This window comes from Pseudomonas sp. HMSC065H01 (assembly GCF_001815235.1).
GTDB classification, from domain to species: Bacteria; Pseudomonadota; Gammaproteobacteria; order Pseudomonadales; family Pseudomonadaceae; genus Pseudomonas; species Pseudomonas aeruginosa.
Genome location: NZ_KV819887.1, coordinates 1 through 22,247, shown reverse-complemented (window position 1 = coordinate 22,247; position 22,247 = coordinate 1). Strand labels below are relative to the sequence as shown.

The 22,247-nt window shown below is 67.1% G+C and carries 22 protein-coding genes; 11 read left to right on the top strand and 11 right to left on the bottom strand.

Annotated features, from left to right (window positions below):
* Positions 1 to 105: 105 nt before the first annotated feature.
* Positions 106 to 1,203 carry a GNAT family N-acetyltransferase/peptidase C39 family protein gene (locus tag HMPREF3014_RS15095; protein WP_023087561.1) on the bottom strand — a complete coding sequence of 366 codons (1,098 nt, stop codon included), beginning with the start codon at positions 1,201 to 1,203 and terminating at the stop codon, positions 106 to 108.
* A gap of 190 nt (positions 1,204 to 1,393) precedes the next feature.
* Between HMPREF3014_RS15095 and HMPREF3014_RS15090 the strand changes: the two genes are divergently transcribed.
* From HMPREF3014_RS15090 to rbsK, 7 genes are all read left to right on the top strand, one after another.
* Positions 1,394 to 2,881, top strand: coding sequence for a RimK family protein (locus tag HMPREF3014_RS15090; protein WP_023087560.1), 1,488 nt, complete (start codon positions 1,394 to 1,396; stop codon positions 2,879 to 2,881).
* Between the two features lie 135 nt (positions 2,882 to 3,016).
* Complete coding sequence (locus HMPREF3014_RS15085) at positions 3,017 to 4,345, top strand: sigma-54 dependent transcriptional regulator (protein WP_003102344.1); 1,329 nt, start codon at positions 3,017 to 3,019, stop codon at positions 4,343 to 4,345.
* 218 nt (positions 4,346 to 4,563) lie between these two features.
* The gene (locus tag HMPREF3014_RS15080; protein WP_003160123.1) at positions 4,564 to 5,523 is read left to right on the top strand and encodes a sugar ABC transporter substrate-binding protein; all 960 of its coding nucleotides are present in this window, start codon (positions 4,564 to 4,566) and stop codon (positions 5,521 to 5,523) included.
* Positions 5,524 to 5,544: 21 nt separating this feature from the next.
* Complete coding sequence (locus HMPREF3014_RS15075; RefSeq protein ID WP_003119159.1) at positions 5,545 to 7,077, top strand: sugar ABC transporter ATP-binding protein; 1,533 nt, start codon at positions 5,545 to 5,547, stop codon at positions 7,075 to 7,077.
* Between the two features lie 23 nt (positions 7,078 to 7,100).
* On the top strand, positions 7,101 to 8,099 hold the full coding sequence (locus HMPREF3014_RS15070; protein ID WP_003088303.1) for an ABC transporter permease: 999 nt from the start codon (positions 7,101 to 7,103) through the stop codon (positions 8,097 to 8,099).
* 3 nt (positions 8,100 to 8,102) lie between these two features.
* On the top strand, positions 8,103 to 9,116 hold the full coding sequence (locus HMPREF3014_RS15065) for a LacI family DNA-binding transcriptional regulator (protein ID WP_003119158.1): 1,014 nt from the start codon (positions 8,103 to 8,105) through the stop codon (positions 9,114 to 9,116).
* A 53-nt stretch (positions 9,117 to 9,169) separates the two neighbouring features.
* Positions 9,170 to 10,096 (top strand): ribokinase, encoded by a 927-nt coding sequence (rbsK, locus tag HMPREF3014_RS15060; protein WP_023087559.1) that lies wholly within the window; start codon positions 9,170 to 9,172, stop codon positions 10,094 to 10,096.
* Between the two features lie 116 nt (positions 10,097 to 10,212).
* Here rbsK and HMPREF3014_RS15055 read toward each other — a convergent pair whose 3' ends face one another.
* From HMPREF3014_RS15055 to pnuC, 8 genes are all read right to left on the bottom strand, one after another.
* Positions 10,213 to 11,478: a transporter gene (locus HMPREF3014_RS15055; RefSeq protein ID WP_003088309.1), complete on the bottom strand. Its 1,266-nt coding sequence runs from the start codon at positions 11,476 to 11,478 to the stop codon at positions 10,213 to 10,215.
* A 60-nt stretch (positions 11,479 to 11,538) separates the two neighbouring features.
* On the bottom strand, positions 11,539 to 12,291 hold the full coding sequence (locus HMPREF3014_RS15050) for a hypothetical protein (RefSeq protein ID WP_003121981.1): 753 nt from the start codon (positions 12,289 to 12,291) through the stop codon (positions 11,539 to 11,541).
* A gap of 13 nt (positions 12,292 to 12,304) precedes the next feature.
* A complete protein-coding gene (locus tag HMPREF3014_RS15045) occupies positions 12,305 to 12,985 on the bottom strand; it encodes a C39 family peptidase (RefSeq protein ID WP_023087558.1) in 681 nt (226 codons plus the stop codon).
* Positions 12,986 to 13,046: 61 nt separating this feature from the next.
* A complete protein-coding gene (locus tag HMPREF3014_RS15040) occupies positions 13,047 to 14,069 on the bottom strand; it encodes a hypothetical protein (RefSeq protein WP_003121980.1) in 1,023 nt (340 codons plus the stop codon).
* A gap of 56 nt (positions 14,070 to 14,125) precedes the next feature.
* Positions 14,126 to 14,695: a hypothetical protein gene (locus tag HMPREF3014_RS15035; RefSeq protein WP_003111321.1), complete on the bottom strand. Its 570-nt coding sequence runs from the start codon at positions 14,693 to 14,695 to the stop codon at positions 14,126 to 14,128.
* On the bottom strand, positions 14,692 to 15,180 hold the full coding sequence (locus tag HMPREF3014_RS15030; protein WP_009876312.1) for a hypothetical protein: 489 nt from the start codon (positions 15,178 to 15,180) through the stop codon (positions 14,692 to 14,694). The genes HMPREF3014_RS15035 and HMPREF3014_RS15030 overlap by 4 nt, the downstream gene beginning before the upstream one ends.
* 302 nt (positions 15,181 to 15,482) lie before the next feature.
* Entirely contained in the window at positions 15,483 to 16,010 is a 528-nt protein-coding gene (locus HMPREF3014_RS15025; RefSeq protein WP_003158870.1) for an AAA family ATPase, read from the bottom strand.
* Positions 16,007 to 16,582 (bottom strand): nicotinamide riboside transporter PnuC, encoded by a 576-nt coding sequence (pnuC, locus tag HMPREF3014_RS15020; protein ID WP_003088324.1) that lies wholly within the window; start codon positions 16,580 to 16,582, stop codon positions 16,007 to 16,009. Before pnuC ends, HMPREF3014_RS15025 begins: the two co-directional genes overlap by 4 nt.
* Before the next feature lie 283 nt (positions 16,583 to 16,865).
* Here pnuC and HMPREF3014_RS15015 point away from each other — a divergent pair, with 283 nt between their 5' ends.
* Together HMPREF3014_RS15015 and HMPREF3014_RS15010 are read left to right on the top strand one after the other, a co-directional pair.
* Positions 16,866 to 17,699, top strand: coding sequence for an undecaprenyl-diphosphate phosphatase (locus HMPREF3014_RS15015; RefSeq protein ID WP_003113476.1), 834 nt, complete (start codon positions 16,866 to 16,868; stop codon positions 17,697 to 17,699).
* 70 nt (positions 17,700 to 17,769) lie between these two features.
* Positions 17,770 to 18,492 carry a DUF1294 domain-containing protein gene (locus HMPREF3014_RS15010; RefSeq protein WP_010895592.1) on the top strand — a complete coding sequence of 241 codons (723 nt, stop codon included), beginning with the start codon at positions 17,770 to 17,772 and terminating at the stop codon, positions 18,490 to 18,492.
* A 10-nt stretch (positions 18,493 to 18,502) separates the two neighbouring features.
* On the opposite strand, the gene HMPREF3014_RS15005 is transcribed toward HMPREF3014_RS15010, so the two are convergent.
* On the bottom strand, positions 18,503 to 19,438 hold the full coding sequence (locus HMPREF3014_RS15005; protein WP_003119152.1) for a LysR substrate-binding domain-containing protein: 936 nt from the start codon (positions 19,436 to 19,438) through the stop codon (positions 18,503 to 18,505).
* Positions 19,439 to 19,586: 148 nt separating this feature from the next.
* On the opposite strand from HMPREF3014_RS15005, the gene azoR2 reads away from it, so the two are divergent.
* Both azoR2 and HMPREF3014_RS14995 read left to right on the top strand, forming a co-directional pair.
* The gene (gene azoR2, locus HMPREF3014_RS15000) at positions 19,587 to 20,195 is read left to right on the top strand and encodes an FMN-dependent NADH-azoreductase AzoR2 (RefSeq protein ID WP_003088332.1); all 609 of its coding nucleotides are present in this window, start codon (positions 19,587 to 19,589) and stop codon (positions 20,193 to 20,195) included.
* 106 nt (positions 20,196 to 20,301) lie between these two features.
* Positions 20,302 to 20,568, top strand: coding sequence for a hypothetical protein (locus HMPREF3014_RS14995; protein ID WP_003088334.1), 267 nt, complete (start codon positions 20,302 to 20,304; stop codon positions 20,566 to 20,568).
* Positions 20,569 to 20,653: 85 nt separating this feature from the next.
* Here the strand turns inward: HMPREF3014_RS14995 and HMPREF3014_RS14990 are convergent, their stop codons facing one another.
* Positions 20,654 to 22,243 carry an ABC-F family ATPase gene (locus HMPREF3014_RS14990; RefSeq protein WP_003111315.1) on the bottom strand — a complete coding sequence of 530 codons (1,590 nt, stop codon included), beginning with the start codon at positions 22,241 to 22,243 and terminating at the stop codon, positions 20,654 to 20,656.
* Positions 22,244 to 22,247 lie beyond the last annotated feature (4 nt).

The following is a 22,247-nucleotide window of genomic DNA, read 5'->3' as shown; positions in this document are numbered from 1 at the left end:
ACATCGGCGTTGGCGAATGAAAAATGGATAGTCTCACTAGCCACTATCGATGGAATTGATTGATAGGCGAGAACATCTCCCCGCCGCAGGGCGGGGCGATGCGGATCATTCCGGGTTGAACAGGATCACCGCCGCGCGCAGCTTGCTGCGGCCGAAGCGGCTCATCTTGTCGAACTCGGCGTGGCTTACCGGGATGTGCTGGCAATCCAGCGGCTGGCGGTGCTGGCTGTGGTCGACGTCGGGATCGTGGAGGTAGACGAAGTCCTCGTCGTAGTGGGTGACCAGCACCCAGTGCGGGGCCTTGGAGCGGGTCAGGCGGTAGCTGCTGATCAGCACCAGCGGCTGGCCGCCCCTGGCCAGCTGGCGTGGGATGTCGAGCCTGGCCGAGCGCCTCTGCTCGACGCCCGAGGCGTCCAGTTCCTCGCAGAAGTCCTCGTGGACCAGGCGCATCACCGCCTTCTTGTCTTCGTTGCGTACGCCGTCGAGGAACAGCGGGCCGCCGGCGGACAGTACCAGCTTGACCCGGAAGCCGCGCCGCCAGGCGGCCAGCGCCAGGCCCTGGGGGCTACAGCCGCCGTGCCCGGCGGTCATGTAGATGGTGGTCGCCTCGCGCCACAGGCGCAGTTCCTCGCGGCGGGTCAACTGGCGTTCCGGTTGCAGCGCGCCCATGGCCATCAGCAGGCAGGCCGGGCCGCAGGTGAAATCGGTGGTCTGCCGGTAGAAGGGCACGTGGCGGCGCTGGTCGTGGCCGGGGTTGCGGATGCGTTTCTCGAAGCGCAGCGCTTCGCTGTGGTCCTCGTAGTAGTCGCGCACGGTGGCGAAGGGACGGTAGCCGTTGCGCTCGTAGAGGGCGATGGCGCCACGGTTGTCCGGGCGCACTTCCAGGCGCATGTAGGCGCGGTCGTTGTCCCGCGCGGCCTGCTCGGCGGCTTCCAGCAGCTTCTGGCCGAGGCCGATGCCGCGGGCGCGCGGGTCGATGGCGATGGAGTAGAGGCGGGCCAGCGAGGTGCCTTCGTGGAACAGCACCAGGGCGTAGCCGAGCACGCCGCCGTCGCCCTCGGCTACCGTCAGGCTGGCGTGGGCGCGGGTGAGCATCCACTGGAAGTTGCGGCGGGACAGGCGATCGTAGTCGAAGCAGCGGTTTTCCAGCTCGACCAGGGCGGACAGGTCGTCCACACCGGCCGGGCGGAGGGTCAGGTTCATAGCGGTCTCCACGGCCGCGGGCGGGAACTTCCGCGCGGGCGTGCTGTAATGGGTGCTGTACGCTTCGGTTTGCTGGCAGGCGCCATAGAGCGGTTTCGCAAGGGATTCCCGCCGAGTATTGGCCGGGATGCGTGCGCCGGCAAGCCGGTTCCGAATGCGCCGTGGTTTCGCAGTCACCCCGGGAGGTGTCGTGAGCAAGCTGTTCATCATCGTGGAACGCAAGGAAGACTGGACGTCCTATTACCCCAGCGAGGATGTGGTCACCGCCCAGGAATACCTGGAACTGCCCATCGACGACGACACTGGCAAGCGGGTCCAGGTGATCAACCTGTGCCGGCACTACAAGTACCTGCGCCATGGCTACTACTGCTCGCTGCTCGCCGAGGCGCGCGGGCACAAGGTGATCCCCTCGGTGCGGACGATCAGCGAGCTGGCCAGGAAGTCGCTGTACAGCCTGGTCCTGGAGGACCTCGACCGCACCCTGGACAAGGCCCTGGCCGCGCACCCCTACGGCAGCACCGATGGTTTCATCCTGACCCTGTATTTCGGCCGTACCGACATCGAGCCGCTGCAGGACCTGGCGCGACAGTTGTTCGAGGCGTTTCCCTGCCCGTTGCTGCTGGTGGAGTTCAAGCGCAACCGCACCTGGCACATCGAGGGCATCAAGCCCGGCGCCATCCACAAGCTGCGCGAGGACCAGGAAGACCTCTTCGCCAACGCCCTGGACAGCTTCAGCCGGCAGATCTGGCGCAAGCCGCGTTCGCGCAAGCCGTTCCGCTACGACCTGGCGATCCTCCACGACCCCGGCGAGGCGTTCCCGCCCTCCGACGCCAAGGCGCTGAAGAACTTCGTGCGGGTCGGCCGCAGCCTCGGCATCGACGTCGACCTGATCGAGCGCAAGGACTATTCGCGGATCGCCGAGTACGACGCGCTGTTCATCCGCGAGACCACCAATGTCGCCGACCACACCTACCGTTTCGCCAAGAAGGCCGAGAGCGAAGGGTTGGTGGTGATGGACGACCCGGTGTCGATCCTGCGCTGCACCAACAAGGTGTACCTGGCCGATCTGCTGCGCAGCCACAAGCTGGGCATGCCGGCCACCGAGATTCTCTACAAGGAGAACCCGCAGGAACTGGAGAAGGTCGGCGAGCGCCTGGGCTTCCCGCTGGTGCTGAAGATTCCCGACGGCAGCTTCTCGCGCGGGGTGATCAAGGTGGAGGACCAGGAGCAGTTGCTGGCGGCCAGCGCCGAGCTGTTCGAGCGCTCGGTGCTGATCCTTGCCCAGGAGTTCTTCTATACCGAGTACGACTGGCGTATCGGCGTGCTCAACCGCAAGCCGATCTTCGCCTGCCAGTACTTTATGTCCAAGGGCCACTGGCAGATCTACGACCACAGCCCGGACGCCGAGGAGGTCAGCGGCGATTTCCGCACCATGCCCGTGCACGAGGCGCCGCGCAAGGTGGTGGAGCTGGCGGTGAAGACCGCCAACCTGATCGGCGACGGCCTCTACGGGGTAGACCTGAAGCAGGCCGGCGACAAGGTGGTGGTGATCGAGGTGAACGACAACCCGAACATCGACTGCGGGGTGGAAGATGTCTACCTCGGCGACGACCTCTACAAGCTGGTCCTGGAGGAGTTCGTCCGGCGCCTGGAAGTCAAGCGTCGCGGCTACGACTGATAAGACGATTTCGGCATTGGCGATATAAACAAAGATTCACTTTCGCGCGTCAAAAAATTGCTAGATTTTCCTTTCAGAGCGCCAACATGCCGTTTTTATGACGGTTCAAAGAATTGGCGCCGCAAAGGAGCACACATGCCAGATGCATCGAACCTCCGCCGTCTGCTGGTGGTGGACCCGTGCGACGATTGCCGGCGCCTGTTGCCGGGACTTCGCGAGGCGGGTTGGGCAGTGGACAGCTGCGCGCTGGAAACGGCGCGCGAACGCGCCTGCGACGTCGGCCTGCTGCGCCTGCGGCCGTTCCACCTGGAGCGGCCGGAGACGGTGAAGGACCTGATCAGCCGCAGCGGCACCGAGTGGATCGCCGTGCTCAGCCCGGACACCCTGCCGGTGAATGGCGTCGGCGATTTCGTCTGCGAATGGTTCTTCGACTTCCATACCTTGCCGTTCGACATGGCGCGGGTGCAGGTGACCCTCGGCCGCGCCTTTGGCATGGCCCGCCTGCGCGGGCGCGGCACGGTGCCCGGCGATGCCGAGGGCGAGCACGAACTGCTCGGCGAGAGCCTGGCCGTACGCGACCTGCGCCGGCTGCTGGCGAAGCTGGCGCCGACCGACTCGCCGGTACTGATCCGGGGCGAGAGCGGCACCGGCAAGGAACTGGTCGCGCGTACCCTGCACCGGCAGTCGCGGCGCGCGGACAGGCCGTTCGTCGCGATCAACTGCGGGGCGATTCCCGAGCACCTGATCCAGTCCGAGCTGTTCGGCCACGAGAAGGGCGCCTTCACCGGCGCGCACCAGCGCAAGGTCGGGCGGATCGAGGCGGCCGACGGCGGCACCCTATTCCTCGACGAGATCGGCGACCTGCCGCTGGAGTTGCAGGCCAACCTGTTGCGCTTTCTCCAGGAACAGCAGATCGAGCGGGTCGGCGGTAGCCGGCCGGTCGAGGTGGACGTGCGGGTGCTGGCGGCGACCCATGTCGACTTGGAGGCGGCGATCGATGCCGGGACGTTCCGCGAGGACCTCTACTACCGGCTCAACGTCCTGCAGGTCGGCACCGCGCCGTTGCGCGAACGGAGCGAGGACCTGCCGCTGCTGGCCCAGCATTTCTCCCGGCTCTACAGCCTGGAGACCGGCCGCCGCCCGCGCCGCTTCAGCGAGGACGCGCTGGCGGCGATGGCGATGCACGCCTGGCCGGGCAATGTCCGCGAACTGGCCAACCGGGTACGTCGCGGGTTGGTCCTGGCAGAGGGAAAGCAGATCGAGGCCCAGGACCTCGGCCTGGAATGCGCGCGCGGCGACGGCCCGCCGTTGTCCAGCCTGGAGGTCTACAAGCTCTGCGCCGAGCGCCAGGCGATGTGTGATGCGCTGGCCCGTTACGGCGACAACCTCAGCGTGGCCGCGCGGATGCTCGGGGTGTCGCGGCCGACCTTCTACCGCCTGTTGCACAAGCACCGGTTGCGCTGAGTGGGCGGCGGGAGATCTGCCGGCCAGGCAAAATATCCTGCGTTTCCCAGCCGTAGCGAACTAGAATCCAACCGATCCCGACCGGTTCGCGACAGTTGCTCGTGGCGATTGACAGAATCTGTCAGATCGACGCATATTCACCTAACGCAAACGTTTGCGTCTGGATAATCTCCTGGAAAAGCCTCAATACAACGATAAGAAAAGCTGGAGGATACACCATGAAGCGGGTCGCTTCCCGGCGCCTGTTGGCTGCCGTTGTGCTGACTGCCTGTTCCTCGTTCCTGCCCCTGTCCGCCGTCCACGCGGAAACTCCCGAGAAGCCCAGGATCGCGCTGGTGATGAAGTCGCTGGCGAACGAGTTCTTCCTGACCATGGAGGACGGCGCCAAGGCCTACCAGAAGGAGCATGCCGACCGGTTCGAACTGGTTTCCAACGGCATCAAGGACGAGACCGATACCTCCAGCCAGATCCGCATCGTCGAGCAGATGATCGTTTCCGGGGTCGACGCACTGGTGATCGCGCCGGCCGATTCCAAGGCGCTGGTGCCGGTGGTGAAGAAAGCGCTGGACGCCGGCATCGTGGTGGTCAACATCGACAACCGCTTCGACCCGCAGGTGCTGCAGGCGAAGAAGATCGGCGTGCCCTTCGTCGGGCCCGACAACCGCAAGGGTGCGCGGCTGGTCGGCGAGTACCTGGCGAAGCGACTGAAGGCCGGCGACGAGGTCGGCATCATCGAAGGGGTCTCCACGACCACCAATGCCCAGCAGCGCACCGCCGGCTTCAAGGATGCGATGGACGCGGCGGGGATGAAGATCGTCTCCTTGCAGTCGGGCAACTGGGAAATCGAGAAGGGCAACGCGGTGGCCTCGGCGATGCTCAACGAGCATCCTGACCTCAAGGCGCTGCTCGCCGGCAACGACAGCATGGCCCTCGGCGCGGTATCGGCGGTGCGCGCGGCGGGCCGCGCCGGGCAGGTGAAGGTGGTCGGCTACGACAATATCCAGGCGATCAAGCCGATGCTCAAGGATGGCCGGGTGCTGGCTACTGCCGACCAGTTCGCCGCGAAGCAGGCGGTGTTCGGTATCCAGACCGCGCTCAAGCTGCTTGCTGGGCAAGCCCCGGAACATGAGAAGGACGGCGTGGTCGAGACGCCTGTCGAGTTGGTGACCGCGCCCTGATCCGTCCGATGGAGCCTTCCCATGTCTAGCGACGCATTGCCGCTGCTGAGCATCCGCGGGGTCGGCAAGACCTACGCGCAGCCGGTGCTGGCGGAGATCGACCTGCAACTGTTCGGCGGCGAGGTGCTGGCCCTGACCGGCGAGAACGGCGCCGGCAAGAGCACCCTGTCGAAGATCGTCGGCGGCCTGGAACGTCCCGGCGCCGGCAGCCTGGAGCTCCTCGGCCGGCCTTACGCCCCCGCTAGCCGCCGCGAGGCCGAGGCGCTGGGCGTGCGCATGGTGATGCAGGAACTGAACCTGCTGCCGACCCTGTCGGTGGCGGAGAACCTGTTCCTCCACGACCTGCCCCGGCGCGCCGGCTGGATCGACCGTCGGCGCCTGCGCGCGGCGGCCCGCGAGGCGATGGCCCAGGTCGGCCTGGAGGCGATCGATCCCGACACGCTGGTCGGCGACCTCGGTATCGGCCACCAGCAGATGGTCGAGATCGCCCGCAACCTGATCGGCGACTGCCGCTTGCTGATCCTCGACGAACCCACGGCGATGCTTACCGCGCGCGAAGTGGACATGCTCTTCGAGCAGGTCGAGCGGCTGCGCGAACGTGGCGTGGCGATCGTCTACATCTCCCATCGACTGGAGGAACTGGCGCGGATTTCGCAGCGCATCGCGGTGTTGCGCGATGGCCGCCTGGTCTGCGTCGAGCCGATCGAGCGCTACGACGCCGACCAACTGGTGACCCTGATGGTCGGCCGCGAACTGGGCGAGCGCTTCGACCTGGGCCCACGGCAGACCGGTGCGCCGCTGCTGCGGGTGGAGCGGCTGAGCCGGCGCGGCAAGGTGCATGAGGTGTCGTTCGAGGTGCGCGCGGGGGAGATCTTCGGCATTTCCGGACTGATCGGCTCCGGGCGCACCGAATTGTTGCGCCTGATCTACGGCGCCGACCGCGCCGACGGTGGGCAGGTCCTGCTCGGCGATCCGCCGCAGCGCCTGAGCCTGCGTTCACCGGCCGACTCGGTGCGCCAGGGGGTGGCGCTGATCACCGAGGACCGCAAGGGCGAGGGCCTGCTGCTGGACCAGTCGATCAGCGCCAACCTGGCCCTGGGCAACCTGCCGGCGCTGGCGCGCCACGGGGTGATCGACCGGCGCCGCGAGGAAGCCCTGGCGCGGCGCCAGGTGGAGGCGCTGCGGGTGCGCTGCGCGGACACCGCGCAGGCGGTGGGCGAACTGTCCGGCGGCAACCAGCAGAAGGTGGTGATCGGCCGCTGGCTGGAACGCGACTGCCAGGTGCTGCTGTTCGACGAGCCGACCCGTGGCATCGACGTCGGCGCCAAGTTCGACATCTATGCCTTGCTCGCCGAACTGACCCGCCGGGGCAAGGCGCTGGTGGTGGTGTCCAGCGACCTGCGCGAGCTGATGCTGATCTGCGATCGCATCGGCGTGCTCTCGGCGGGACGTATGGTGGACACCTTCGAGCGCGACGCCTGGACCCAGGACGCGCTGCTGGCGGCGGCCTTCGCCGGTTACAAGAAACGCGACGCGCTGCTGGCGACGTCGTGAACATGCAACGCAAGGAACCAGAAATGAGCGACCCGACGTCTTCCGCTACCGCCGCCGCAGCGCCAACCCTGCGACGCGGCAACTATTTCGGCCTGGGCACCTACCTCGGCCTGGCCGGCGCGCTGCTGGCGATGATCGCGCTGTTCTCGGCGCTGAGCAGCCACTTCCTCAGCTATGGCACCTTCCTCGCCATCGCCAACCAGATCCCCGACCTGGTGGTGCTGGCGGTGGGCATGACCTTCATCCTGATCGTCGGCGGCATCGATCTCTCGGTAGGTTCGGTGCTGGCCCTGGCGGCCTCGGCGGTAAGCCTGGCGACGCTCGGCTGGGGCTGGGGCGTGCTGCCGGCGGCGATGCTCGGGATGGCCTGCGCGACCCTGGCCGGCTGCGTCACCGGTTCGATCACGGTGGCCTGGCGGATTCCCTCGTTCATCGTGTCCCTCGGGGTGCTGGAGATGGCCCGTGGGCTGGCCTACCAGATGACCGACTCGCGCACGGCCTATATCGGCGACGCCTATGCCTGGCTGTCCAATCCGCTGGCGTTCGGCATCTCGCCGGCCTTCGTGATCGCCCTGCTGGTGATGTTCGCCGCCCAGGCGGTGCTCACCCGCACGGTGTTCGGCCGCTACCTGATCGGCATCGGCACCAACGAAGAAGCGGTGCGATTGGCCGGTGTGAACCCGAAACCCTATAAGATTGCAGTATTCGCCCTGATGGGGCTGCTCGCCGGGTTGGCCGCGCTGTTCCAGATCTCGCGTCTGGAAGCGGCCGATCCCAACGCCGGGGTCGGCCTGGAACTCCAGGTCATCGCCGCGGTGGTGATCGGCGGCACCAGCCTGATGGGCGGGCGAGGTTCGGTGGTCAGCACCTTCTTCGGCGTGCTGATCATTTCCGTATTGGCGGCGGGGCTGGCGCAGATCGGTGCGTCGGAGCCGACCAAACGAATCATTACCGGGGCGGTGATCGTGGTAGCGGTGGTGCTGGATACCTACCGCAGCCATCGCGCCCGCAGACAGGGCTGAACGATGGCGACAATGAAGGACGTGGCGGCGATGGCGGGGGTTTCCTTCACCACCGTATCGCATGTGGTGAACAGGACGCGGCCGGTCAGCGACGCGGTGCGCAAGAAGGTCGAGGACGCCATCGCGCAGCTGCACTACGTGCCCAGCGCGGTGGCGCGCTCGCTGAAGGTGCGTACCACCTCGATCATCGGCCTGCTGGTGCCGAACAGTACCAACCCGTATTTCGCCGAGCTGTCGCGCGGCATCGAGGATTGCTGCGAGCGCAACGGCTACTGCGTGATCCTCTGCAACTCCGACGACAACCCGCAGAAGCAGGCCAACTACCTGCGCGTACTCCAGGAGAAACGCATCGACGGCCTGGTCCTGGCGTCCGCCGGCGGCGACGGTGCGCTGGCCAAGGGGCTGGCGAACATGCGCACGCCGACCGTGATCGTCGACCGCGAGGTGGAAGGCGTGGAAGCCGACCGGGTGCAGATCGACCATGAGATGGGCGCCTACCTGGCGACCCGCCACCTGCTCGAACTGGGCCATCGCGACATCGCCTGCATCGGCGGGCCGCTGTCGACCAAGGTCTCGACGCTGCGGGTCGAGGGCTACCGGCGGGCGATGGCCAAGGCCGGCCTGGAGGTGCGCCCGCAGTGGCTGCTGGAAAGCGAGTTCAGCAGCCCCGGCGGCTACCACGCGGCGCTCGGCCTGCTGGGCGGCGAGGGCGAGCGACCGACGGCGATCGTCGCCGGCAACGACATGATCGGCATCGGCGTGCTGCGCGCCGCGGCCGAGCTGAATATCAGGGTGCCGCACGAACTGTCGGTGATCGGCTTCGACGATATCGAGCTGAGCCGCTTCGTGTTTCCCGCCTTGACCACCGTGGGCCAGTCGATCCGCCTGCTCGGCGAGATCGCCGCGCAACTGCTGCTGCAACGCATCGCCGAGCGCGAGGAGCCGATGCAGCGGCGGGTGGTGGCGCCGGCGCTGGTCCTGCGCGAATCCACCGCGCCGCCGCTGGTGCGGGTCTGAACCGGGCGCCGGGGGCGCCCTCGCTAGAGAGAGGCTGGAACAAGGACGCAACGATGCAAGCGAAAGTACTGGTGGTGGGCAGCCTGAACATGGACCTGGTAGTGCGCGCGCCGCGCCTGCCACGGGGCGGCGAGACCCTCGCCGGGCAGTCCTTCACCACCATTCCCGGCGGCAAGGGCGCCAACCAGGCGGTCGCCGCGGCGCGTCTCGGCGCTGGGGTGGCGATGATCGGCTGCCTTGGCGACGATGCCTACGGCGACCAGCTGTACCGCGCGCTGCAGGCCGAGGGCATCGACTGCCAGGGCGTCGAGCGGGTGGCCGGGGAGTCCAGCGGGGTGGCGCTGATCGTGGTCGACGACAGCAGCCAGAACGCCATCGTCATCGTCGCCGGCGGCAACGGCCACCTGTCGCCGGCCGTGCTGGCGCGCCACGAACACTTGCTGGAGCAGGCGCAGGTGGTGGTCTGCCAGCTGGAAAGCCCGCTGGAGACGGTTGGCCATGTGCTGCGCCAGGCCCATGCGCTGGGCAAGACGGTGATCCTCAACCCGGCGCCGGCCACCCGCGACGTGCCGGCGGAGTGGCTGCCGCTGGTGGACTACCTGGTCCCCAACGAGACCGAAAGCGAACTGCTCTGCCGCCTGCCGGTGGACTCCCTGGAGAGCGCCGGGCGTGCCGCCGAGCGCCTGCGCGAAATGGGCGCCGGCAGGGTGATCGTCACCCTCGGCGCACAGGGCGCCCTGCTGGTGGGCGAGGGGCGGGTCGAGCATTTCCCGGTGGCGCGGGTCAAGGCGCTGGATACCACGGCGGCCGGGGACACCTTCGTCGGCGGCTTCGCCGCGGCCCTTGCGCGCGGCCTCGACGAGGCGGCGGCGATCCGTTTCGGCCAGGCCGCCGCGGCGATCTCGGTGACCCGCCTCGGCGCGCAGACCTCGATCCCCTCGCGCGAGGAAGTCGAGCGGGCGCTCGCTGGCGAGGCTTGAGAGGGACGGTGCCGTTGCTACCGGCGGATAACGCCTGCGCAGCTAGGCGAGGATCGCTCCCAGGCTCACGCATCCCTTCGAGGGGTAGGGCATGCCCAGGCTCGAACGGTGGCCCCTCAGAAGTAGTAGGGGAATTTCACGCCGAAGGTAAAGTCCGGCGCGTCCGGAGTGATGCCGATGGACAGGCTGGGCACGATGCTGAACCTGTTGCTCACCGCATAGGTCATGCCCAGGCCGAAGTAGCCGGCGTTGGCGTCGCTGCCGCTGACGGTCTGCCAGCTCTGGCCGTCCTGCTTGACCTTGCTCTTCTGGCTGATCAGCTCTGAGAAGGAGAACGACATGCTCATCTTCTCGTTCAGCGCGAAGGCCACGCCGACGCCGAGTTGGAACCAGTTGCCGAGCTTGACCTTGCCGCCGGTCTTCACGCCTTGCTGCGGGTTGATGTCGTCGAACGACTCTTCGAAGTTGTAGGTATACGACAGGCTGCCGAACAGCACCGCCGGGTCCACCGTCTTCACCAGCGAGATGCCCGGGGTGATCGACCAGACGCCGTTGCCGGTGGGCAGGTCGTCGGGCACGTTGAGGTTGTTGTTGCCCGGTACCTGCTTCAGCTTGATGCCGTAGGGATCCTTGCCGGTGGGCGCCTTGACCCGCAGGCTGACCACCGCGTCCGGGGTGCTCTCGCTTTCGTCGAGGAACTTGTAGGCGACGCCGAAGCTGACGTCGCCCAGGCGTGGGTCGCCGGTCACCGATTTCTCGGTGATCTGCGAGGTCGAGCCGCCGGCGCCGGCGGACTGGTAGGTCGATTCGCGATAGACCACCGGGGCGTTGATATCCACCTGCCAGCGCTGGTTCCAGTTGTAGCGGCCGGTCAGGTCGAGGGTCCAGATGTCGGCATCGATCTGGTCCACGCCGATGTTGCCGAGGAAGATCGAGTCCAGCGCCAGGAAGCCGTTGAGGAACAACTGGCGGGTGTCGTAGTGGCTGTAGGTGAGGCCGGTCTCCAGGCTGAAGGTGCCGCCGCCGAAGAAGCCGCTGGCGTCCTGGTAGATGTTTTCCACGCTGGGCGCGGGCGCGCCATCGTCCTTGAGGCTGGCGCCGTAGGTGCCGGCGACTGCGTTGGCGTCGTTGCGCGCCTGCGCCGGCGGCTGGATCGACTTGACCAGGCGTTGCGGCTGCGGCGCCTGGGGTTGCGCCTCGACCTGGCGCACGCGCTGTTCGAGGACCATCAGGGCGTTCTGCTGGGCCTCGTAGCGTTGGCGCAGCTCCAGGAGTTCCTTCTTCAGCGCCTCGACCTCGGACTCCGTCGCGGCCTGCGCCAGGAACGGGGAAACCAGGGTGGTGGCGCAGAGGACAGCTCGCAGCGAGAGTGTCTGGGTCATGTTTGCCGTTCCGTTTTTATGGCCTTCCGATAGCACAGTGATTTCAGACTAGATCAACTTTCAGTAGCCGCTGGGGCGCAGCGCGCGCAATTGCTCCCAGGCGCAATTCAGTGCCGGATCGGCGCCCGGCCGGTCCTTGAGCATCACCTCGAGCGCCGCCAGGTTCTGCACCAGGTTGCGGTTTCCGCTGAGCGCCACGCTCTGCACCAGGCCGCCGGCGCCGAGGCTTTGCAGGCTGGCGCCCTGGCCGCTGGCCTGGATCGCCAGTTGCAGGGCGCCGCCGTTCGGCGTGACCTTGACCGTGCCGGCCTCGCCGCTGAGGGCCAGCGCACCTTCCAGCGGCGTGCCGCCCGGCAGTGGCGGCGGCGCCTCGCCGTGGCGGACCTCGATGCTGACGCCATTGCTGGCGCTGTTGTGGTCGCCGGCGGTGCGGATGCTCTGGCTGACCCCCTGGGTCTGCGCCAGTCCGGCGCCGCCGAGGACCTGGCCGTTGCCGGCGACGGGTGGCGGGGCGTCGCCTGGCCGATCGACCAGGGTGACGTTGAGGACCGGGCGCGCCAGGTTCTGCCGCACCTGCAGGTCGACGCGTGCGCCGAGGACCTGGCCGCTGGCGTTCTGCCAGGTGCTGCTCATGGTCACCCCGAAGCTGACGATCCGCCCCGGCAGCACGTAGCGCCCGCGCAACTGGGAAAGCTCCTGGTCGCTCAGTTCGGCGGGGGCGAAGAGGTCGCTGGCGGGGGCGGGCAGCGCAGCGCCCAGGCAGCAGGCGAGGACGAAGCAGTGGTGCGTGTACATGGCGTGCTCCCGGAGCATCCGGCTCCTGCGATCAGAAGAAATCGCTCTGGATGAAGCCGAATTCCATCAGTTCGGCGTCCCTGACCGGTTTGAAGCGGTCCAGGCGATTGCGCGCGGTCAGCGGCTCGGGCGGCGTCAGCAGCGGATTGCCGCGGTCGTATCCCTGGCCGATCACGGCGAAGACGATGCCGTTCCAGCCCTTGGCGAACTCTGTCAGCGCGTAGCGTTTGTGCCCCAGCGCCGGGTCACCCACGTACACGTACTCGCCCTGGGTGCGTTGCAGGACGACGAAGTGCTTGTAGCCGCGGATTTCCATCAGCACGATGGCGGGTATCTTCAGTTGTTCCAGTTGCGCCGCCTCGATCCGGTAGCCGCGCGCGCGCATGCCCATGGATTCGACGTAGCGCTTCATGTCGAGCATGGAGAAGCCCTGGGTGCGGACGATCTCCGGGTCGGTGTGGGCGAGCATGCCCTGGATCACCGCCTGCTCGTCGAGCGGGGCGCCGTAGGCCTTCTCCAGGATGGTCGCGAGGGCCGCGGCGCCGCAGCTGAAATCGGTCTTCTGCTCGACCAGGTCGGCGAAGCGCCGCTCGCGGATGCTCTGCACCTGCTTGTAGACCAGGCCGCCGCCGGGCAGGGCGGGAAAGCCGAGGGTCGCCGCCTGGGCGGTGAGGTCGACGAGCAGCAGCAGGGAAAGGATGAGCGTGCGCATGGCCGGTTCCTGTGTCGGATGGAAAAGGGTTCCGGCTGGCGCCGGAACCCCTGGGCCAGGATCAGAAGCCAAGGCTCTCGCCACCGGCCGGGCAGCTGCTGCAACCGGCGGCGATGGACAGGGAGTTGCTCTGCTGGTTGCCGCCACCGGCGGCGATGTTCACCCCGACGTTGCCCGAGACGTTCTGCAACGAGTTGCTCAGGCTGGCGTTGTTGGTGACCGGGGTCTTGAAGCCGACGATCGCCGGGATGAAGCCGGACACCGTGCCTTTCAGGTCGACGTCGCCCTTTTCCTTGAAGGCGAACGCGCCGCCGTCGTGGTTCAGGTCCTTGGCGCCCTGGGCCTGGCTGTCCACGTCGATGTGGCCGGTATTGCTGCCGCCCGGATGGGTCTGGCCTTCCCAGGTGTCGAGGTAGACGTCGCCGATCTGGTCGGAGGTGCCCTTGTAGCTGCCGTCGGCGTTCAGCTTCAGCGACACGTAGGTGCCGCCATAGGCGTAGTTGGCGCTGTTGACGGTGGTGTTGCCGGTGGAGGTCTGCGACGCGGCGCTACCGGCAGTGCTGTACTGGCCGTTGGAGACGGCGGCGGCCAGGTCGTTCTTCTGCTGGTTGAAGTTGCCGGCGGCGACGTTCACGCCCAGGTTGCCCGAGACGTTGTTGGCCGAGTTGCTCAGCGATGCGGTGTTGGGGTTGGAGTAGTTGTTCAGCGTATTGCCGTAGCCGCTCTGCAGCACGCTGGTGCTGGCGGTCGCGGTGCCGAACACGAAGCTGGCGTCGGCGCTGGCCAGCGCGGCGGCGTTGGCCTGCTGGTTGTTGTCGCCGGCGGCGACGTTGACCCCGACGTTGCCCGAGGCATCCTTGATCGAGCCGCTCACCGAGGCATTGTTCACCGTGCCGAAGTTGCTGACCTTGTTGTTGTAGTTCTGCTGCGTATCCACCACCAGGGCCGTGGCTCCGCCCTTGTTGTTCGACTGCGGGTTGGGTTTCGGCGGGTGCCAGCCACCTTCGTTTCCGGCGTAGGCCGATACCGACAGCACTGCAGCCATTGCCAGGGCCAGCGGGGTCAGGACCATAGTCGCTTTCATGGCGTTTCTCCTTGCATTTCTGTGCTTAGTGTTGGGCTTGTGTTGGCTTGGCAGAGTCATTCCATGACCCTGACGCTGAGGGTGTTCATCGACTGATTGCCCACCCCAGCGCTCTGGTTCACCTGCACCACGCCGCTGCTCCCGGCGAAGGCGCGATCGTCCGTCGAGACGCTGCGTCCTCCCGGGACCGGAGTGGCCGAACCGGAGACTTTGGTCAGCGCCACGCTTTGCGCGAGAACGCTGTCATCCAGGCTTTCCGGGCCGTTGCTGACGCTCAGCCGGAAGGCGTTGATCTGTTGGTTGCCGAGGCCGGCGCCCTGGTTGACGCCGAGGATGCCGCTGCCGCGTAGCGCCGCCCCCGAGATGCTGGCGCTGGCCGCGATCGGCTGGCTGGCGTCGAGTTGCAGATGCTGGCGCTGGTCGCTGCCGACGAGGGCCGCGGAGCCGACCGCGACGACACGAACGTTGCTCTGTTGCTGGGCGTCGCCGGCGGCCTGGTTGAGGGCGAAGTTGCCGCGGTAGGTGCCGCTGGCATCGATGCTGGCGCGATTGCGTGAGGCCAGCGGGTCGGCCTGGAGCGACGCGATACAGGCGAAGGCGAGGAGGAGGGCGGACAGGCGCTTCATTGTCCACCCCCGAGCATCTGCAGCGGCGCCAGGCCCTGCTTGAGGCTGCCGTTGATCTGCCCGGCGAGGCCGGCGCCGGCGCCGCCTCCCGCGCCGTGGGTGGTGCCGACGTTACCGACGGCCTGGACTGTCGCCGGGTTCGCCGGCTGGTTGGCGAAACCCGGCAGGGCGCCACCGGGGAGAATCATGCTGCGAATCCCGGAACCGCTGGTCACGATGGCGAAGTCGGCATCGCCCAGTTCGCGGCTCACGGTATTGCCGCTGGCCGCCCCGTTGGCGAGGGCGTTGACCTCGGCGGAGACGTTGGTGTCGACGACGGTGGGATGTGGGTCGGGCACCATGCTCGGACGGTAGGCGACCCGTGGCTGGACCTGGCGCTGGACGACGATCGTACCGTCCGCCGCATGCGCGGGGAGGCTCACCGGCACGGAGCCGACGATGACCAGCAGCGCTGGAACGACGATGCGTAGCGAACTCCCCGACATGATGGCGCTTCCTTCGTTGGCGCTGAGCCCTAATCAGCGTTGGCAGGGAGCGAGCATGGGGCGTGCCGGTTTTGCGTTTTCCTTGTCCATCAAGGGCTTGGAGGTGAGCGCCGGGGGAACCTGGCGGACAGTGTTGCATCCGTGCAACAGCAGGCCCGCCAACCAGGGGGCGAAGCCTGCCGGGGACGCGCCTGGAGCTGTTTCAGCGCCGAGACAGCTTTCCGCGGCGCCGTCGCGAAACGCTCTGCGCCAAGGCCCGGACCGCGCTGGCGGTGTATCGGCGGCGTGACAGGGCCGGCCCGTCAGCCGTCCCGGAGCAGCCCTTGCACTGCGGCGAAAGCCTGGCGCCGGCGCTCGGCCCAGTCGCCGGCGATGGCGCGGTAGGGCTGCCGATGGCGCTCCAGCCAGGCTTGGCATTCGCGGTGGAAGGCCTGGCGCTGCGCCAGTTCCGGCTGGCAGCGCTGGCCGTCGGCGCTCCAGGCTACGCCTTCCGGCGAGAGCAGCAGGTGCAGGTCGTAGCGCCGCCGCAGCAGGGCGGGTTCGAGCCAGTCCGGACAGTCGCCGAAGAGAATCCGGCTCCAGAGGATGTTGCTCAGCAGGTGGGTATCGAGGATCAGCAGCGCCGGCCGTTCTGCGCGAGCGGCGTCCTCCCAGGCCAGTTGCCCGCGGGCGATGGCGGGGATGTCGGCGTAGCAGGTGTCGCGGCGCTGTTCGTCGATGAAGTGGCGGACGTACTCGCCGACCACCCGGCCGCCGAAGCGGGCCTGGAGCTGCTCCGCAAGCCAGCTCTTGCCGCTGGATTCGGGCCCGGTGAGTACCAGCACCTTCATGCGGCGACGCCCTCGCGCAATGCCGGGTCGCGGCGCCAGGTCCGCCAGCCGTGGATCGCCAGCAGGGTGAAGAGGGCGTAGAGGGCGGCGGTCAGGTACAGCGCCTTGCTGGCGAAGAGCGCCACGAACAGCACGTCCACGGCGATCCACAGGGCCCAGCATTCCAGGCGCTTCTGCGCCATCCAGCATTGCGCCACCAGGCTGAAGGCGGTCAATCCGGCGTCCCACCAGGGACTGGCGGCATCGGTGTGGTTGGCCATCAGGTAACCGAGCGCGACGCTGCCGACCAGGCCCGCACCGAGCCCGTAGAGGCGCTGCGCGGCGTTCAGGCGGCTCACCGAGCGGCCGTCGTGGTCCTGCCCGCCGCGGGTCCACTGCCACCAGCCATAGAGCTGTAGCGCCGCGTAGACCATTTGCAGGAGCATGTCCGAATAAAGCTTCACCTCGAAGAATATCCAGGCGTAGAGCGCCACCATCACCAGGCCGATAGGCCAGCACCAGGGATTCTGGCGGACGGTCAGGTAGACGGCGATGGCGCCGAGCGAAGCGGCGAAGAGTTCAAGGGGTGACACGGAAGGCCCTCATGCGGCGAGGACGCATTGTAGCGAATGTATCCGGCGCTTCGCGAAGACCAGGGCGGAGGGGACGGGCGCGGACAGATTTGTTCAGACGCCGGCTGGCAAGAATTCCAAGATTCCTGGCCGGCCGCTCTGGTAGCATGCCCGCCGGTTTCGACTTCGGCAGTGGGGGAACTGGTCGGGTTCTTCGGAGTCGTAAGGCCTTCATAAAAGACGGCGAGTGTATCGCCGAGAACAACGAAAGCTCGTTCGGGACAGTAGTAGAAGGGGGAGAAACATGGAGTGGTGGACTGCTTTCCAGGCGTTCATCCTGGGCGTCGTGGAGGGGCTGACCGAGTTCCTGCCGATTTCCAGCACCGGGCACCAGATCATCGTCGCCGACCTCATCGGCTTCGGCGGCGAACGCGCCAAGGCGTTCAACATCATCATCCAACTGGCGGCGATCCTCGCTGTCGTCTGGGAATTTCGGGGAAAGATCTTTCAAGTCGTCCGTGACCTGCCGAGCCAGCGCCAGGCCCAGCGTTTCACCGCCAACCTGCTGATCGCGTTCTTCCCGGCGGTAGTCCTCGGCGTCCTGTTCGCCGACCTGATCCACGAGTGGCTGTTCAATCCGATCACCGTCGCCCTGGCGCTGGTGGTGGGCGGGGTGGTCATGCTCTGGGCCGAGCGCCGGAAGCATGTGATCCGCGCCGAACACGTCGACGACATGACCTGGAAGGACGCCCTGAAGATCGGCTGTGCCCAGTGCCTGGCGATGATCCCCGGCACCTCGCGGTCCGGCGCGACCATCATCGGCGGCCTGCTGTTCGGCCTTTCGCGCAAGGCGGCCACCGAGTTCTCGTTCTTCCTGGCGATGCCGACCATGGTCGGCGCGGCGGTCTATTCCGGATACGTGTACCGCGACCTGTTCCGCCCCGAGGACCTGCCGGTGTTCGCCGTCGGCTTCGTCACCTCGTTCGTCTTCGCCATGCTGGCGGTGCGTGCCTTGCTGAAGTTCATCGGCAACCACAGCTACGCGGCTTTCGCCTGGTATCGGATCGCCTTCGGCCTGCTGATCCTGGCGACCTGGCAATTCCACCTGATCGACTGGAGCACCGCCGGCGAGGTGTGAGGCCCGGGAACAGGCAAGAGGCGCGGCGCGAGCCGCGCCTTTTTTCGTCTGGCCGCCGCGGGTGGCTAGAATGCAGCGCGAAACGGGTAGCGAGCGAGTGGATGTGGATATGGAAAAGCCGGGCATGATCAGCCGCTGGTATGACGACAAGGGCTTCGGCTTCATCCTGCCGAAGACCGGCGGGGAAGAAGTCTTCCTGCATATCTCCGCGTTCCGCGGCGACCGCCGTCCCCGCCAGGGCGACCAGGTGTGGTTTCTCGCCAGCCAGGATGCCCAGGGCCGCCTGCGCGCCGAGAGGGCGCGGCTGGACGCGCTGACCATCGATCCGCCAACTGTCCGCCGTGGCGCCCAGGCGCCGGTGACGCGGGCCCAGGCGCGGCCGGCGCCGACTCCGCCGAGCGCGTTGCAGCGCCCGTTGGCGAAGCTGCTGGTCCTGCTGATCCTCTGCGTGCTGCCGGCCGCTGGCGCCTGGCGGATGTACCTGGACGGACAGGCCCTCTGGCCGCTGCTGGCCTATCCGCTGGCCAGCCTGCTCGCATTCGCCCTCTACTGGCGGGACAAGCGCAGCGCCGCACGCGGCGACTGGCGTACCCCGGAGGTCCGCCTGCACCTGTTCGAGCTGCTCGGCGGCTGGCCTGGCGCGCTGGTCGCGCAGCAGGTATTCCGCCACAAGACCCGCAAGCTCTCGTTCCAACTGGTGTTCTGGGGCATCGTCCTGCTGCACCAGCTGTTCTGGCTCGACAGCCTGCTCGGCGGGCGCCTGTCCGCCGCGCTGTTGCAGTGGATCGGCTGAACGGCGCGGCTCACTCGCGGGCGCGGCGGTAGGCCGGGCCGGTCTCGCCCGAGGGGCGTTGCAGGGCTTCCACGAGAAAGTCGATCAAGGCACGGATCGCCGGAATCTGGCTGCTGCGCGGCAGGTAGGCGGCCTGCATGGTGCTTTTCGGCAAGGTCCACTGCGGCAGGATGCGCACCAGGCTGCCATCGGCCAGTTCCCTGTCGCAGTAGCCTTCGGGCAGCAGGGTGACGCCGAGGCCGGCCACGGCGGCTTTCTTGCGCAGGACGAAGTCGTCGACGCCCAGGCGCGGTTCGCGTTCCAACTGGTAGCGGCTGCCATCCGGCCCGATCAGGGTCGCGTGGACCTTGCGGTCGTTATGAATAGCGCCGAGGAAGGGCAGGTCTTCGAGGTCTTCCGGATGTTCCAGGCGACGCCCGGCGATCAGCGACGGGGCGGCGAGGATCTGCGTGGTCGCCGGAGCCAGGCGCCGGCAGACCAGCGCAGGGTCCTCGTCGCCGAGTTCGCGCACGCGCAGTGCCACGTCCACCCCCTCGTTGAGCAGGTCGACCCGGCGGTTGGTCAGGAGGATTTCCAGCTGGACCTGCGGGTGTCGTTCGAGAAACCGCGGCAACAGGTCGGCCAGGTTGCTCGAAGCCATGGCCACCGGTGCGGAAAGGCGCAGCCGGCCACGCGGCTCGACGCTCAGCTCGGCGATCACCTGTTCGGCCATCTCCGCTTCCAGCAGCAGGTTGCGGCAGTGCTGCAGGTAGCGTTCGCCGACCTCCGTGAGCGCCAGCTTGCGTGTCGTGCGGTGCAGCAGGCGCACCTGAAGGCGCTCCTCCAGCTCGGCGATGCGCCGCGACAGGCGCGACTTGGGAATCCCCGTCTCGCGTCCGGCCGCGGCGAAGCCGCCGCATTCCACCACCTTGGCGAAGTAGTAGAGGTCGTTGAGGTCGTGGGGCATGCAGGCGCTCCGCTGGGGGGAAAAACAGATTGTCCTATGTGTGGGACGAATAGTCATGTTTCTACCGACTAATCGTCGATTGGCCTTGCCGGTAGGATGCAAACCACTCGATCGCCACACTGCGATCCCCCACTTTCAGGAGCGAGACATGAAACTTTTGCATATCGATTCCAGCATCCTCGGCGACGCCTCCGCTTCCCGCCAACTGAGCGCCGAGCTGGTCCAGGCCTGGCGGCAGAACGAAGACGGGCTTGACGTCACCTACCGCGACCTGGCCGCCGACGCGGTGGCGCATTTCTCCGCCCTGACCCTGGCCGCCGGCAGCACCCCGGCGGAGCTGCGCGATGCCGCGCTGAAGCATGAAGTCGCGGTGGGTGAAGAAGTGCTGGAAGAGTTCCTCGCCGCCGACGTCGTGGTAATCGGCGCGCCGATGTACAACTTCACCATCTCCAGCCAGCTCAAGGCCTGGATCGATCGCATCGCGGTCGCCGGCAAGACCTTCCGCTACACCGAGAACGGCCCGGTTGGCCTGGCCGGCGACAAGAAAGTGGTGATCGTCTCCACCGCCGGTGGCGTGCATGCCGGCCAGCCGACCGGCGCGGCCCACGAAGGCTACCTGCGCACCGTGCTGGGTTTCTTCGGCATCACCGATATCGAAGTGGTTCGCGCCGAAGGCCTGGCCTATGGCGAGGAGCCCCGCGCCCAGGCCATCGCCGCCGCCCGCCGGCAGATCGCCGGGCAGTTCGCCGCGGCCTGATCCCCGCGTCATCGGAAAACCTCGCTTCGGCGGGGTTTTCGCGTTGTGCGCAGCGGCGCGCTGCGTGTAGATTGGCTGGACAATTACAAGCACAAGGAACCGGCCTGTGAGCGCGTGTTACTGCCGCAACTGCGGCGCCCGAGCGACCCGTCTCGTCGAGAACGGCATCTGCGAAGCCTGCAAGCGGCGCTCGGACATCAATCCGAAGAACGTCCTGATCGCTGCCGCCCTGATCGTCTACATCGGGGTGAACGTGGCTGCCTACATCAAGGACCACCCGCCCCGCGAGCTGACCGCCGAACAGCGCGAGAAGATCGCCGAGGGCCAGCGCCTGGCGACCCGCGCGGCGATGATGGCCGGCTACGTCGACTGAGTCGCGCTCCCCATAGGCCCTGCGCGTCCATGCCGGAATGAAAAAGCCCCGCGGATGCGGGGCTTTCGCGTTGCGCGACGGGGACTCAGACGATTACGCCCTGGCTGCGCAGGTAGTCGTCATAGCTGCCGCTGAAGTCGGTCACGCCGTTCTCGCCCAGCTCGATGATGCGGGTAGCCAGTGAGGAAACGAATTCGCGGTCGTGGCTGACGAAGATCAGCGTGCCCGGATAGTTGTCCAGCGCCAGGTTCAGCGCCTCGATGGACTCCATGTCCAGGTGGTTGGTCGGCTCGTCCATCACCAGCACGTTGGGGCGCTTGAGGATCAGCCGGCCGAACAGCATGCGGCCCTGCTCGCCGCCGGAGATCACTTTCACCGACTTCTTGATCTCGTCGTTGGAGAACAGCATGCGGCCGAGGGTGCCGCGCACCAGTTGTTCGCCGCCCTGGGTCCACTGGGCCATCCAGTCGAACAGGCTCATGTCGTCGGCGAAGTCGTCGGCGTGGTCTTGGGCGAAATAGCCGACGTCGGCGCTGTCGGTCCATTTCACCTCGCCGCCGTCCACCGGCAGGTCGCCGACCAGGCAGCGCAACAGGGTGGTCTTGCCGATGCCGTTGGGGCCGATGATGGCGACGCGCTCGCCGGCCTCGACCTGCAGGCTCAGGCCCTTGAACAGCGGCTTGCCGTCATAGCCCTTGCTGATGTTTTCCACGGTCACCGCCTGGCGGTGCAGCTTCTTGTATTGCTCGAAGCGGATGAACGGGCTGACCCGGCTGGACGGCTTGACCTCCTCCAGCTGGATCTTGTCGATCTGCCGGGCGCGGCTGGTGGCCTGCTTGGCCTTGGAGGCGTTGGCCGAGAAGCGGCTGACGAAGGATTGCAGCTCGGCGATCTGCGCCTTCTTCTTGGCGTTGTCCGACAGCAGGCGCTCGCGGGCCTGTTCGGCGGCGGTCATGTACTCGTCGTAGTTGCCCGGGAACAGGCGCAGCTCGCCGTAGTCCAGGTCGGCCATGTGGGTGCAGACGCTGTTCAGGAAGTGGCGATCGTGGGAAATGATGATCATGGTGCTGTTGCGCGCGGTGAGCACGCCTTCCAGCCAGCGGATGGTGTTGATGTCCAGGTGGTTGGTCGGTTCGTCGAGCAGCAGCACGTCCGGGTCCGAGAACAGCGCCTGGGCCAGCAGTACGCGCAGCTTCCAGCCGGGAGCGACGGCGCTCATCGGGCCGAAGTGCTGCTCCAGCGGGATGCCCAGGCCGAGCAGCAGCTCGCCGGCGCGGGACTCGGCGGTGTAGCCGTCGAACTCGGCGAACTGGACTTCCAGCTCGGCCACCGCCATGCCATCTGCCTCGCTCATTTCCGGCAGGGAGTAGATGCGGTCGCGTTCGGCCTTCACCGCCCAGAGTTCCTCGTGGCCCATGATCACCGTATCGATGACGCTGAAGTCCTCGTAGGCGAACTGGTCCTGGCGCAGCTTGCCCAGGCGCACGTTGGGTTCCAGCATGACCTGGCCGGCGCTCGGCTCCAGGTCGTTGCCGAGGATCTTCATGAAGGTCGACTTGCCGCAACCGTTGGCGCCGATCAGGCCGTAGCGGTTGCCGTTGCCGAACTTGACGGAAACGTTCTCGAACAGCGGCTTGGCGCCGAACTGCATGGTGATGTTAGCTGTAGATATCAAGGCA